At 71.5% G+C, this 13,051-nt stretch carries 12 protein-coding genes; 5 read left to right on the top strand and 7 right to left on the bottom strand.

Annotated elements, in window-relative coordinates; translation table 11 throughout:
• Positions 1-202: 202 nt before the first annotated feature.
• Positions 203-1,159: a helix-turn-helix domain-containing protein gene (locus tag ACFWSK_RS26195; protein ID WP_383790814.1), complete on the bottom strand. Its 957-nt coding sequence runs from the start codon at positions 1,157-1,159 to the stop codon at positions 203-205.
• Between the two features lie 82 nt (positions 1,160-1,241).
• On the opposite strand from ACFWSK_RS26195, the gene ACFWSK_RS26200 reads away from it, so the two are divergent.
• Positions 1,242-1,835: an MBL fold metallo-hydrolase gene (locus tag ACFWSK_RS26200; RefSeq protein WP_383790816.1), complete on the top strand. Its 594-nt coding sequence runs from the start codon at positions 1,242-1,244 to the stop codon at positions 1,833-1,835.
• Positions 1,836-1,966: 131 nt separating this feature from the next.
• Here the strand turns inward: ACFWSK_RS26200 and ACFWSK_RS26205 are convergent, their stop codons facing one another.
• The 4 genes from ACFWSK_RS26205 to ACFWSK_RS26220 form a co-directional block, all read right to left on the bottom strand.
• Positions 1,967-2,725, bottom strand: coding sequence for an SDR family NAD(P)-dependent oxidoreductase (locus ACFWSK_RS26205; RefSeq protein ID WP_383790819.1), 759 nt, complete (start codon positions 2,723-2,725; stop codon positions 1,967-1,969).
• Between the two features lie 26 nt (positions 2,726-2,751).
• Complete coding sequence (locus ACFWSK_RS26210) at positions 2,752-4,116, bottom strand: MFS transporter (RefSeq protein ID WP_383790822.1); 1,365 nt, start codon at positions 4,114-4,116, stop codon at positions 2,752-2,754.
• Between the two features lie 75 nt (positions 4,117-4,191).
• Entirely contained in the window at positions 4,192-4,776 is a 585-nt protein-coding gene (locus ACFWSK_RS26215; protein WP_383790825.1) for a TetR/AcrR family transcriptional regulator, read from the bottom strand.
• Between the two features lie 177 nt (positions 4,777-4,953).
• On the bottom strand, positions 4,954-6,444 hold the full coding sequence (locus ACFWSK_RS26220; protein ID WP_383790829.1) for an MFS transporter: 1,491 nt from the start codon (positions 6,442-6,444) through the stop codon (positions 4,954-4,956).
• A 135-nt stretch (positions 6,445-6,579) separates the two neighbouring features.
• On the opposite strand from ACFWSK_RS26220, the gene ACFWSK_RS26225 reads away from it, so the two are divergent.
• Both ACFWSK_RS26225 and ACFWSK_RS26230 read left to right on the top strand, forming a co-directional pair.
• A complete protein-coding gene (locus ACFWSK_RS26225; protein ID WP_383790832.1) occupies positions 6,580-7,020 on the top strand; it encodes a MarR family winged helix-turn-helix transcriptional regulator in 441 nt (146 codons plus the stop codon).
• A 182-nt stretch (positions 7,021-7,202) separates the two neighbouring features.
• Positions 7,203-7,526, top strand: a complete 324-nt coding sequence (locus ACFWSK_RS26230; RefSeq protein ID WP_383790835.1) for a hypothetical protein — start codon at positions 7,203-7,205, stop codon at positions 7,524-7,526.
• Between the two features lie 99 nt (positions 7,527-7,625).
• On the opposite strand, the gene ACFWSK_RS26235 is transcribed toward ACFWSK_RS26230, so the two are convergent.
• Both ACFWSK_RS26235 and ACFWSK_RS26240 read right to left on the bottom strand, forming a co-directional pair.
• Positions 7,626-9,971: an ABC transporter permease gene (locus ACFWSK_RS26235; RefSeq protein ID WP_383790838.1), complete on the bottom strand. Its 2,346-nt coding sequence runs from the start codon at positions 9,969-9,971 to the stop codon at positions 7,626-7,628.
• Entirely contained in the window at positions 9,968-10,675 is a 708-nt protein-coding gene (locus ACFWSK_RS26240) for an ABC transporter ATP-binding protein (protein ID WP_383790841.1), read from the bottom strand. Before ACFWSK_RS26240 ends, ACFWSK_RS26235 begins: the two co-directional genes overlap by 4 nt.
• 216 nt (positions 10,676-10,891) lie before the next feature.
• Here ACFWSK_RS26240 and ACFWSK_RS26245 point away from each other — a divergent pair, with 216 nt between their 5' ends.
• Both ACFWSK_RS26245 and ACFWSK_RS26250 read left to right on the top strand, forming a co-directional pair.
• A complete protein-coding gene (locus ACFWSK_RS26245) occupies positions 10,892-12,166 on the top strand; it encodes a sensor histidine kinase (RefSeq protein WP_383790844.1) in 1,275 nt (424 codons plus the stop codon).
• The gene (locus tag ACFWSK_RS26250; protein WP_383790847.1) at positions 12,163-12,900 is read left to right on the top strand and encodes a response regulator; all 738 of its coding nucleotides are present in this window, start codon (positions 12,163-12,165) and stop codon (positions 12,898-12,900) included. Before ACFWSK_RS26245 ends, ACFWSK_RS26250 begins: the two co-directional genes overlap by 4 nt.
• Positions 12,901-13,051 lie beyond the last annotated feature (151 nt).

Raw genomic sequence — 13,051 nt, forward strand, 5'->3', positions numbered from 1 at the left:
GTACATGAACGGAGGGCGCGCGGCAGAGTCCTGAGATCCGCAGCAACAAGCGCTTTCTATGGACGCTAGAGGGACTGTCGTGACCGCGTCAACGGTCGTGTACATGATTTCTATTCACGACCATGAACACCTGGCGAGGTCAGCCGTTCGTCGGCCGTCCACCTGGCGAAGGGCTCAGGGGGCGGGGGCATGTTCCCGCCGACTACGGAGTGCGGGTGAAGGACCGGCGGTAGGAGCGGGGCGGCACTCCCCGGCGCCGTACGAACTGTGCGCGCAGGACGGCCGCGCTCCCGAAGCCGACGAGGCGGGCGATCTCCTCGACGGGCAGGTCCGTGGTCTCCAGGAGTTCCTCGGCGCGGCTGAGCCGCAGGCCGAGCAGCCAGGCGTGCGGGGTGGTGCCGGTCGAAGCGGCGAAGCGGCGGGCGAAGGAGCGCCTGCTCATCAGGGAGCGGCGGGCCAACTCCGCTACGGGAAGCGGCGCGTGAAGGTTCTCGCGGGCCCAGGCGAGCACGTCGGCAAGCCGGTCGTCCTGGCAGTCCTCGGGAGCCGGAGTGTCCAGGTACTGGGCCTGCCCCCCGTCCCGGTGGGACGGCAGGACCAGGTCCCGGGCGATGGCGTTGGCCGTGGCGGCGCCGTACTCCCGCCGCAGGAGGTGCAGGCAGAGGTCGAAGCCGGCGGCGGCTCCCGCGCCTGTGGTGATCCGGCCCTCGTCGATGTACAGGGCGTCGGGCTCGACGGTGATGTCCGGGTAGCGGTCGGCCAGCAGGCCGGTGAACCGCCAGTGGGTGGTGGCGCGCCGCCCGGCGAGCAGACCGGCCGCGGCCAGCGCGAAGGCGCCGACGCAGTGTCCCGCGACCAGCGCGCCCCGCTCATGCGCGGCGTTCAGCGCATCGAGCACGGTGGGTCCCGGCGGTGTACGGAAATCCGCCCAGGGCAGGGCGATCACCAGGTCGGCGGTGGCCAGCCGTTCCAGGCCGTGCTCGACCACGATCGGCAGCCCCACATCGCTGCGGATCCGCCCGGGCCGGTCGGTGCACAGGGCGAAGTCGAAGCGTGGCAGGCCCTGGCCGCGAGCGTCGAACACCTCGGAGACGATGCCGGCTCCGAGCATCCCGACACCGGGCGAGGCGTAGGCGGCGACATTGACGAAGGACGGCATGCGGGCAGGGTGGCACGATTCCTGCGATCAGTGGCAGAGAGGCCACTCGTGAAGGAGGGCCCCACAACGAAGACTTGGGGCCATGACAGACGCACCGCTCGACCGCAGCGCCACCTTCCAGATCCTGACCACGGGCTACACCCTCTCCACCGGCCCCGGGGTGGCCGCCACCGTCTCCTACATCCGTGACGGGGAACGCCACGTGATCGTCGACCCGGGCATGGTGGCCGGCCGCGACCGGATACTCGGTCCGCTCGCGGAGTTGGGGATCGGCCCCGACGACATCACCGATGTGGTGCTCAGCCACCACCATCCGGACAACACCATGAACGTCGGCCTCTTCGGCCGGGCCCGCGTCCACGACCACAAGGCGATCTACCGGAACGACCAGTGGACCGACCGCGACGCCGAGGGCTACGAACTGAGCTCCTCGCTCCGGCTGATCCGCACCCCGGGCCACAGCCGCGAGGACATCACCCTGCTGGCAGGCACGGACTCGGGTGTCGTGGCCTTCGTGGGCGACCTGTGGTGGCGCCCCAACGGCCCGGTGGACGACCCGGTGGCCCCGGACCACGAGATCCTGCTGACTTCCCGGCTCCGGGTACTCGCCGCCGCGGACCAGATCGTGCCCGGCCACGGCCCCGCGTTCCCGGCCGACGACACCGCGCCGCGCTAGCGGTGGTGCGTACACGGTCCTGACGCACCGGCGTCGTCGGGCGTGGCCCTCCAGTCGGCCGGCCGTCAGGCTGACGGCCCACACCTGCCTACGAACCGTCAGGCTGACGACCCACGCCTGCCTACGAACCGTCAGGCCGATGACCCGCTGTCGACGACCAGATCGGTGCCGACCACCGCGCCGGCGACGGGCGAGGCCAGGTAGAGCACCGCGGCCGCCACCTCCTCGGCCTCCGCGACCCGGCCGAGTGGGTTCTCCGACTTCATCCGCTCGGCGCGGTCGGCCTCGGTCTCGCCGGGCCGCAGCGACATGGGAGCGGCGGAGGCACCCGGGCTGACCGCGTTGATGCGAATGCCCTGGTGGATGTGGTCGAGCGCGGCGGCGCGGGTCAGCGCGGAGACCGCTGCCTTCGAGGTGATGTACGCGGCGGCGTTCGGGATACGCAGGTGTGCGCCCAGGTTGGAGGAGATATTGACGATGACCCCACCGCCGTTCTCCTTCATGTGCGCGATCTCGTGCTTCATGGCCAGCCAGACACCGGTGACATTGGTCCGCAGCACCGCGTCCCAGTCCTCCTCGCTCACCTCTCCTGCAGGGACGGTGCCGCGGAGTATCCCGGCGTTGTTGACTGCGATGTCGAGCCCGCCGAAGCGGGTGACACTCTCGCGTACGAGGTCCCGGAGCCGGTCGGAGTCGGTGACGTCGACGGTGACGGCGGCAGCCGTTCCGCCACCCGTCTCGATGAGGCCGACCGTCTCGTCCAGGGAGGCGGCGGTGCGACCCGCGGCGATCACGGATGCGCCCTCGGCGGCGAAGGCGAGCGCGATCGCGCGGCCGAGTCCGGAGCCCGCACCCGTGACGAGCACGGTCTTGCCGGTGAAGCGGTTCATTCTTCGTAACTCCTTTGATTCACGGCTTACTTGGCGTGGTGGTTCAGGAAGGCCGCGACGGCAAGGGCGGACCCCGTCGCGGCCAGGGACACGGCATCGCTGCCGAGCGTGAGCAGGAGGGCGAACAGGACGGTCGGGCCGAGCTCCATCGCGCTGTTCAGCACACCGCCCGCGAGCCCGGTCTGCTGCGGCGGTACGCCTTCGGTCGCGAGCACGGCGGCACCGCCGAAGGAAGCCGCGGTGCCGGCCGACAGCAGCACGAGGCCGGGAAGCAGCCCGTACGCGTACGGGGTGTGCGCGTGGAGTCCGGTGGAGGCGAGGAAGGCCAGCCCGGCCGCGCCGGTGCCGAGCCCCGCGGTCGTGACGGCTCGGGCCCCGTACCGGCTGACGAGTGGTCCAGTCGCCCGGCCCGAGGCGAGCAGTGCGAGGGCGAACGGTACGAAGGCGGCCGAGGTCTGCAGCGGTGACCAGTCGCGTGTCTGCTGGAGGTGGAGCGAGAGGACCACGAAGGTCATCGCGGTCCCGCAGGCGCTCAGCGCGATGGCCGTGAGGGCGAGGGCGCGCCGCTGGTTGAGCAGGAAGCGGGTCGGCAGCAACGGGTCGCGGGCGCGACGCTCGGCGTACAGGAACGCCCCGAGCAGCACGGCCCCGCCGAGCAGGGGGGCGAGCACGCCGGCCGACGACCAGGGCCGGATGTCGGTGACGACGAGCCCGTAACTGGCGAGGGTGATCCCGGTGGTGGCGAGCAGTGCGCCCGGCAGGTCGAGACTCCTGCCCGGGTGCGGAGCGGTGCGCGGCAGCAGCCGGGACGCTAGGGCCAGGGCCGTGACCGCGACCACGAGCGGGACGACGAAGGTCCAGCGCCACGAAAGCCACGACAGGATGACGCCGGAGAGCAGATTGCCGGCGGTCGCGCCGAGCACGGAGAGTCCACCCCAGGTGGTCATTGCCCTGCCGTACGCGGTGGGGGAGGGGAAGACGACGCGCAGCACCGCCATGGCGGCGGGCGCGACGAGGGCCGCGCCCGCGCCCTGTACGAGGCGGGCCGCGAGCAGTGCCCCGATACCGGGAGCGAACGGGGCGACGGCCGATGCGACGGCGAAGAGAACGAGGCCGGCGGCGAGGGTACGCCGCCCGCCGTAACGGTCGGCCAGGCGGCCGCCGAAGAGCAGCAGCCCGGCGAAGGTCAGTCCGTACGAGGCACTGAGCAGGATCAAGTCGGGCCGCTGCAAGCCGAATTCACGCCCGATGAGAGGCAGCGGTACGGCGATCGCGGCGAGCGTGAAGATCAGCGTGGTCTGGACGCTCCCGAGAAGGACGAAGGCGTATCGGTGCTGAACGTCGACTCGGTGCTGCACGTCGACGACGTGGGCGGCTCCCCCGGCGGTCATGCCCCTCCTCGTATTTGATCGCTCGGTCCATTATTCGGGCATGCAAGAGAGTTCGGTGGTTCCTTCGCGTGAGATTCAGTCCAGCAGGGTCAGCGCCTGCTCGGCCGCATCCCGCACCCGTGCGGGATCGCTGGACGCCTTGCCGACGATCCGTATGCCCTGCAACAGGACGAGCAGCATGCGGGCCAGCGCTCGCGGATCGCGGTCCTCGGGCAGCTCGCCCTGGGCCCGTGCGCGTACGAGGGCGGAGTGCAGCAGGGTCTCGAAGTGTTCCCAGCTGCTCTCGACCCGGCGGGCCGCCGCGGGGTCGTGCGGGGCCAGTTCGGCCGCCGTGTTGGTGACGAGGCAGCCGTTCAACCGGCTCTCGGGGGTGGCCGCTTCCGAGGCGAAGCGCCGTACGGCCGCCCGCACCACGGGCAGTGCGGGCCCCGGCTGGGACAGCTCGGCGAGGAGCAGTGGATCGCGCCTCTCCGAGTACCGGTCCATGGCCTTCAGGTACAGCTCGTGCTTGTTGCCGAAGGTGGCGTAGATGCTCTGGCGGCCGATGCCGAGGTGCTCGACGAGGTCGGCGATCGACGTCGCTTCGTAGCCGCGCCGCCAGAACAGCTCAAGGGCCGACTGCAGCGCGGCGTCCGGATCGAATTCCTTGGTCCTGGCCACACCGGAGACCATAAGCCCATGCGGAACGATCGGTCAATAAACGCCTGTCGGTGCGAAGTTGGCGCACACCGTGGCCCGCAGGCCCGAGGCACCAGGTGATGGTGGTGGGAACACCACGGCCCCCACGACCCCCACACCTTCCTGACCCGGCGGTCCGACGGATGACCTGAACAGGGGTCAGGCTGCCGTCTCGGCGACCTTCGTGACGGAGTCAGTGCTCGCCACCGGTGCGACATGAGGCTCCTGGTGCCCCCGCAGGCCGAGCCGCCCGATGACCGCGACGAGGGCGAAAGCCGCCGCACCGAGCCAGAACGTGAGGGTGAAGCCGGACTCGGCGGGCAGGGCCGGGGCGCCGGCGGGCAGGTGTCCGATCGTCTTGGACGCCAGGATCGTGGTGACGACGGCGCTGCCGATCGCACTGCCGGTGGAACGCGAGATGGAGTTGATTCCGTTGGCGATGCCGCTCTGGTGGTGCGGGACGCTCGCCATGATGACGGCGGGCATGGCCGCGTAACCGAAGCTGACGGCCGCGCCGACGATTACACCGGCGCCGATCACCGAGGCGGTGTGGCCATGGTCCAGGGCGAGCCAGCCGAAGCCCACGGCGCCGAGCCCGGCGGCGAGGGTCAGAGCCGTGCGCGGGCCGCGGTGGCGGACCAGCTGACCGCCGATGGGCGAGGCGAGCAGCGAGACGATCGCGCCGGGCAGCAGGAACTGCACGGAGGCGCGCAGGATGGACGCGTCGAAGCCGTAGCCGGTGAGGGCCTCGGGCATCTGGACGAGGTAGGAGACGCCGAGGAAGTTCGCGAACATCCCGAAGCCGACGAGGATGCCGGCCAGGTTGGCCATGAGCACCGGCCGGTGGACGAACATCCGCATGTCGACGAGAGGCTCGCGGACCTTGAGTTCGGTGAGGACCCAGACGGCGGTCATGACGGCGGCGCCGGCGAGGGTGCCCAGCGTGCGGGTGGAGGTCCAGCCCCACTCGTGGCCCTGCGAGATGGGCAGCAGGAGCAGCAGCAGGGTGATGCCGAGGGTCAACGCACCGAGGAAGTCGGTGCGTCCGCCGGTCTTGTGGCGGGTCGCGGGGACCAGGAGGACGACTGCGAGCAGGGCGAGCACGGCGAATCCGGTCGCCATCCAGAACGCGTTGCGGTAGTCGGCGTCGGGCCCGGAGGTCAGCAGGCCGGTGGCGACGAGTGCGAGTCCGCTGCCGAAGGCGAGGGTGCCGCTCACGAGCGACATCGCGCCGGGCAGCTTCTCCGGACGGACCTCCTCGCGCAGGACGGACAGGGCGAGCGGGAAGATCGCGGTGGCGGCGCCCTGGAGGACGCGGCCCAGGATCAGCAGCGGGAGCGAGGTCGCCAGCGCGGCGACGACGGAGCCGACGACCATGACGCCGAGGACGGCCACCAGCGTGGGCTTCTTGCCGTGCTGGTCACCGAAGCGGCCCAGCAGCGGGGTGAAGACGGCGGCGGAGAGCAGCGTGGCGGTGGTCACCCAGCTGACGTTGGCCGTCGAGGTACCGAGGTCGGTGCGGATGAGACCGAGGATCGGGACCGGCAAGGTCTGCATCATCGACACGACCATGGCGGCGAGGCTCAGGGCCAGGATGACGGTCGTCTCGCGTCGGCGATCGGCCTGGGAGGGTGGGGTGGCGGGGCTCATGTCCGGGCTGCTCTCTCAATGTTTCAGAACGTAGATGTTTGACCTCATCAAGTACTTGCTCGACGGTAAACCTCGATAGTTTAGGTGGTCAAGTAAACAATTGATAATGTCAAGGATCTTGAGTACGCTCGAACCATGAGCGCGACGCCCCCCGAGTCCCCCACCAAGCTCCAGCTCCTTGAGCTTCTCGCCGTCATCGGCACGGCCCAGTGGCGCGACTTCGCGGCGGCGGCGGCCCACTACGGTCTGACGTCCACGCAGGCCAAGCTCCTCGCCCAGCTCGACGGCCCGCTTCCGATGCGCGCGCTCGCCACGCTGCTGGTGTGCGACGCCTCGAACGTCACCGGGGTCGTGGACCGCCTGGAGGCCCGCGGCCTGGTGCGCCGCGAGCCCGACCCCGCCGACCGCCGCGTCAAGAACGTCATGGCGACGGACGAGGGCCGGGAGATCATCCGCCGCGTACGCGAGGAGATGCAGGCAACCCACGGCGCGCTCGACACGCTCGGCGCCGACGAGAGCGCAACCCTGTACGCCCTGCTGGAGCGCCTGCGCCCGGGCATGGAGAAGAACGGCTGAGGCCCAGGCATCTGACCTGGGGCTCTGGTGTGCAGCGGCCGTCGGTGCGCAGTCCGGCAGCCGTCCGTAGCCAACGGTTCCGATGGGATCGTCCGGCTCCGTGCGGGCCCCGCTACCCGAGTCGGACGTGGCCAGTGACGCCGTCCCACCCAGAACAGCCAACGCCAACCCGTGCCCGTGGCATGCGCCCGCATCGGGCGATCGCCAAGGACGATCTGTTCATCGTGACGCGCCACTACGTGTTCGAGTTCAGCCTGGCGGGGTGGGGCTGGGTGCACCTCATCCTGGGCGTTGTCATCGTCGTCGCGGGGTGCGCCGTGCTCAGCGGAGCGCTGTGGGCACGCTTCCTCGGCGTAGCCGTGGCGGGGCTCAGCGCGATCGCCGACTTCCTGTGGGTGCCGTATTACCCGCTGTGGGCCCTGACGTTGGTCGCCGTCAACATCTTCGTCGTCTGGGCTCTGTGCATGGGCATGCACAGAGAGGCCGACGACGGACGGCACGCATGAGCACTCCAGAGCTCCTTCGGCTCCTTCAGGCCGGGCAGGCGGCCCCCGCCACCGCGTGCGGTGGTGGGGGCCGGAAGCCAGAGCCCGGAACCTGACCTCCTATTCGGTGCGCAGCGCCGTGGCGGTTCGGGCCCTGGCGGCCCAGCCTGCGGGCAGGAGCGCGCCCAGGGTGGCGATGAGCAGGCCGCCGAGTGCGAGCGGGATCAGTTCGGCCCCGTGGTAGACGGCGATGACGGAGTCGGGGAGGCGGAGCCCCGCGCTGTCGCCCATCGCGGGGATGACCCAGCCGTGCAGGACTACGCCGAGCGGCACGCCCAGGGCGCCGGCGACCAGTCCGGTCACGACGACCGAGGTGAGGACCATGGCGATGGTCTGCCGGGGGGTCATGCCGAGCGCCTTGTGGACACCGATCTCCCGGACGCGCTCGCGGGTGTCGAGCAGCACGCCGTTGAGCACGCCGAGCGCGGCGACGGCGACGAGCATCAGGGTGAGCATCGCGGACAGCGCGTTGAGTGTGACGACCATGTCGCTGCCGCCGTCGAGGCCGCCGGCCTGAGCACTGGCCCCCAGCGGTGCCAGGTCCCTGTTCAGCGCGTCGACGTAGCGGGTGACGTCGGTGCCTGACGTGACCGCGATGTGATGGCTCGTTTCCGTGAGGTCGGGGTGTGCGGCTGTGAGGGTCGTGGCGTCGGTGAAGACCTGCATACCGTCGTTGCGGGGGTCGAGGACCTCGCCGACGATCCGGACGGATACCGGCTCGGCCAGGCCGTTCAGGGTGACGGTGTCGCCGACGCGGGTGCCGGTGGCGGCCAGGAAGGGGGTGGGGACCACGGCCTCGCCGGGCTTGGCGATCCAGCGCCCCGAGACCATCGTGTAGCCGCCCCAGGAGGCGTCGCCGGTGAAGGCGATCACGTCGGTAATGCCGGTCACGCCGGAGACGGTCGCCCGTGTCGTCGCGGCGCGGTAGTACTTCCCGGTCCCGGCGCCGGCCTCGATGGCCGCGGCGACCACGGCGGGATCGGCCCTGGGCTGTCTGTCGGCGCCAGGGCCTTCGGACCCGAACTCCGGCAGGGGCGCGGGAACGACGACATCGGCGGCACCGTGGGCCTTGGCCTTCATCACCTCGCCGAGCGAGGCGCCCATCCCCACGGTGAACGTGACGGCGATGGCGCCGAACAGGACTGCCGTGCCCATGGCCAGCGCGCGGGCGGGCCGCGCGAAGGGCCGGGCCAGGCCCAGGGCGACCGGCTGCGGCAACGGCAGCCGTCCGGCCAGGCGGGCCGCCCACCGGCCGCGTCCCGTCGAAGCGGCCCGCCCGACGGCGAGCGCGTCGACGGTACGCAGCCGGCCGGCCCGCCAGGCACTCGCCCACGCGGTCGCTGTCACCAGGCCGAGCACCCCGGCGACCACCGCCAGGTCGACCCAGGGGGCGATGGTCAGGGAGGAGGTGCCGTAGACCTCCCCGGTCTCGGCCAGTACGGGGACGGCGAGCAGGTGGCCGGAAAGGATACCGAGGGCCGTGCCGACCGCGGCGGGGATCAGCGCCTGGCCGACGTAGGCCCGTACGACCTGGGCGGGAGTGAAGCCGATGGCCTTGAGGATGCCGATGCGGCGCGTTCCCGTACCGACGGCCGACGCGACGACGTTGCCGACGATGAGCACCGACATGACCAGGCCGAGGGCTCCGAACGCGATGAGGAACGGGACGTAGAGGGCGGTGTCGCGCTCGGCGGTCTTCCTGACGGTGAGCCAGGACTGTTCGCCGACGGCCGCTCCCGGCGGCAGGGCTTCCGTCACGGCCTCGCGGCCCGCGGTGACCTGCGCGGCGGTGCCCGCGCCGGTGAAGCGGTAGAGCATCTGGTGGCCGCCGCTGCCGGGCGCGGTGAGCGCCGTCATCTGGGCCGGGACCACCCAGGCGTCGGCGGTCTGCGTCACCGAGCGGGCCACACCGACCACCGTCAGCGTCGGCTCGCCGGGCAGATCGGGGAAGGCGACCTTCGAGCCCAGGGTCGGGACGAGGGCGGATCCGGCGGACAGCACCAGGTCGCCGGGGCGCGTGGGCCACCGCCCGTCGAGCAGCGCCACCTCGTCCACGCCTCGACCGGGATCACCCCGTCCCACCACGGTCATCGGCCACCCGGGGCTGTTGTCCGCCCGTGGTGTGACCGTCGCCGTAAGGAACGGCCCGGCCGCGCTGCTCACCCCCTCGGCGTCCTTGGACCCCGACAGCTGCGCGGCAGTCACTTCGCCCGCGTCGAACTGGACGGACAGATGCGCGCCGTGCTGCCTGGCGAAGGCGTCGTCGAAGGGCGCGCCGGAGACCACGAGCAGCGATCCGCCGAGGACGGAGGCGGCCACCGCCATCATCGCGGCGAGCCCGATCACGAGCGTCTGTACCCGGCGTCGTCCCACCCCCGAGCGCACCACCTTGCCGAGCGCGCTCATCGAACGGCCTCCGGGGTGACGGCGTGCGACCGGACGTCCTCGGTGATCCGGCCGTCGGCGATCCTGACCGTACGGTTCGTGCAGGACCGGGCCAGAGCGAGGTCATGGGTGACCACGACGACGGTCTGGCCCTCGGCATGGAGGTCGGCGAGCAGCCTGCTGACGTCCTGTCCGGCAGCCGTGTCCAGGGCCCCGGTCGGCTCGTCGGCCAGGAGCAGCGGCGGCCGGTTCATCAACGCCCGGGCCACCGCGACGCGCTGCCGCTCGCCGCCGGACAGCCGGCCCGGGCAGGCGCGGGCGTGCCGGTCGATGCCGAGGATTTCCAGGAGTTCCGCCGCCCGACGGCCGGCCTCGCCACGTGCCACACCCGCCAGCCGTGCGGGCAGGACGACGTTGTCGGCGACGGTCAGATCGTCGAGCAGGTTGAAGAACTGGAAGACCATGCCGACCTTCGACCGCCGGTACAGCGCCGCTCCGGCCTCGCCCAGCTGATCCACCCGCACGCCGTCCACGGTGACGGTGCCCGTATCCGGCCGGTCCAGGCCCGCGACCAGATTGAGCAGCGTGGACTTGCCGCTGCCGGACGGGCCGAGGATCGCGACGGCCTCGCCGGCCTGCACGGTCAGTGACACGTCGTCCAGAGCGGGCGGGCCGTCGTCGTATCGGCGGCTCACCCCGCACAGTTCGATCACCGGCGTGGTCATGAGAGGGCTCCTTGGGTACGGGAAGCTGGCTCCGTGAACGCTAGGAGCGGGCCCGGCCTGAGCGCGTCGCCCGCCCGGACCCCTTGCGGTACCACGCTGGGACGAGCACCCGAAACGTCATCCCTGCGATGTAGGCGGCTGATGTATCCGCTGCGCCGGGAATGACCACCGGGACGGACTCGGAGGGCCCCGTGCGGCGGCGACAATGAGCCGGTGATGAAGGTGCGTACGACGCCGGAGCGGCTGCGGGAAGCGATCCGCGACGCCAGGCACCCAGCTGGCCCGCCGCCGCGGCCCACCCGGCGCGCGCGGCAGTTCGACACGCTCCTGGCGCTGGTGGTCGGCATCGCCACCCTCCACTACGCCATCGACAACTCGAAGCAGGAGGGTGTGCCCCACCACATGCCGCCCTCCGGCCTCGGCGGCCTGGCCCTCATGGCGACCCTCGCGCTCATCGCCTCGGCCGCACTCGCGGTGCGCCGCCGCTACCCGCTCGCCGTGCTGTGCGTCGTGACGGCCGCGACTCTGCTCACCCCGTACGACGTGTCGCGGCTGACCTTCTACGCGTTCGTCATCGCCGTCTACAGCGCCGCCGTGTACAGCCCCTACCGGGTGGCGACCCTGGCAGCGCTGCCCATGGTGGTCCTGCTGGTCGGCACGTCCGGCAACTCGGTGAAGCCGATCGTCCCCAACCAGTACGTCGCGCCGCTGATCCTGGTTCCGATGGCAGTGGCCGCCATCGGGCTGCGCACCTGGAAACTGCGGACCGGCGAGAGCCGCACCCGCCTCTCCGCGCTGGAACGTGAACAGGCCGAGGCGCTGCGCCGCGCGGTCGAGCACGAGCGGGCCAGGATCGCCCGCGAACTGCACGACGTCGTCACGCACAACGTCAGCGTGATGATCATCCAGGCGGGCGCCGCCCGCAAGATCATGAAGACCTCCCCCGAGCGGGCCGGCGAGGCGCTGCTCGCTGTCGAGGCGGGCGGGCGGGCGGCCATGACCGAGCTGCGTCACGTCATGGGACTGCTCACCATGGCCGGCGAGGGCGAGGGGACGGACGAGGGTGCGGACTTGGCCGATCGGGCTGCGGAGCTGGCCCCGCAGCCCGGCCTGGACCAGCTGGAAGCCCTCGTCGGACGGGTCCGGGACACCGGACTGCCGGTCGGCCTCACCGTGACCGGCCCGCCCTGTCCCCTCCCGCCCGGCCTCGAACTCGCCGCCTACCGCGTGGTCCAGGAAGCCCTGACCAACACCGTGAAGCACGCGTCCGGCGCCACCGCCGCCGTGACCGTCGAATACGGCCCGGACCGGCTCCGGGTGGAAGTCACCGACACCGGTGGAAACCCGGGCGCGGGCTCGGCCGCCGGAAACGGCCGGGGCCTGATCGGACTGCGCGAGCGCCTCGCCGTCTACGACGGAACCCTGAACACCGGCCGACGCCTGTCCGGCGGCTACCGTGTGGAAGCGCTGATCCCCCTGGAGGCACCGTGACCGAACCGCTGCGCGTGGTGGTCGCCGACGACCAGACTCTGGTCCGTACCGGATTCCGGATGATCCTCGACGCCGACGGCATCGACGTGGTCGCGGAGGCGACCAACGGCGCCGAAGCCGTCGAAGCGGTCCGCCGCACCCGGCCCGACGTGGTCCTCATGGACGTTCGGATGCCGGAGATGGACGGCCTGGAAGCCACCCGCCGCATCCTCACCGTTCCCCGGGCTCTCCACTCCGTTCGAGCAGGGGAGACCCCATTCCCCGACGAGCCCCGCGTCATCATCCTGACGACCTTCGACCTGGACCGGTACGTCTACGCGGCACTGGCCGCCGGCGCCAGCGGCTTCCTCCTCAAGGACGTCACCCCCGAGTACCTTGCCGCGGCCGTCCGCACGGTCCGTACCGGTGACGCTCTCCTGGCGCCGGCCATCACCCGCCGCCTCGTGCAACGGTTCGCCCAGCGCGGCAGCGACACCGCCGCCCTCCACCGCGACCTCGCCTCGCTCACCCCGCGCGAACTGGAGGTCCTCGGCCTGCTGGCCCGAGGACTGAGCAACGCCGAACTCGCCACCCGCCTCCACCTGGCCGAGGCGACCGTCAAGACCCACGTCGCCCGCATCCTCGCCAAACTCGGACTCCGTGATCGCGTCCAAGCCGTCATCGTCGCCTACGAGACAGGACTGGTCAGCGCCGGCGAACGCGAAACCGCCCGGGAGTCCACAGAGCCGGCGTAGACCGGGCCGCGCGATGTCGAGCCGTGATGCCGTGTTCAGGCTCGAATCCGCCGCACGGATTCAGCGGGTGGTGCGGGCCACCAGGACATCCGTCTCGGCATTGCTGCCCCGACCTGGGCCGCTGCCGCTGGGGTGGCCGGGTTAGGCGCGT

Source organism: Streptomyces sp. NPDC058620 (genome assembly GCF_042717135.1).
Classification (GTDB): Bacteria; Actinomycetota; Actinomycetes; order Streptomycetales; family Streptomycetaceae; genus Streptomyces.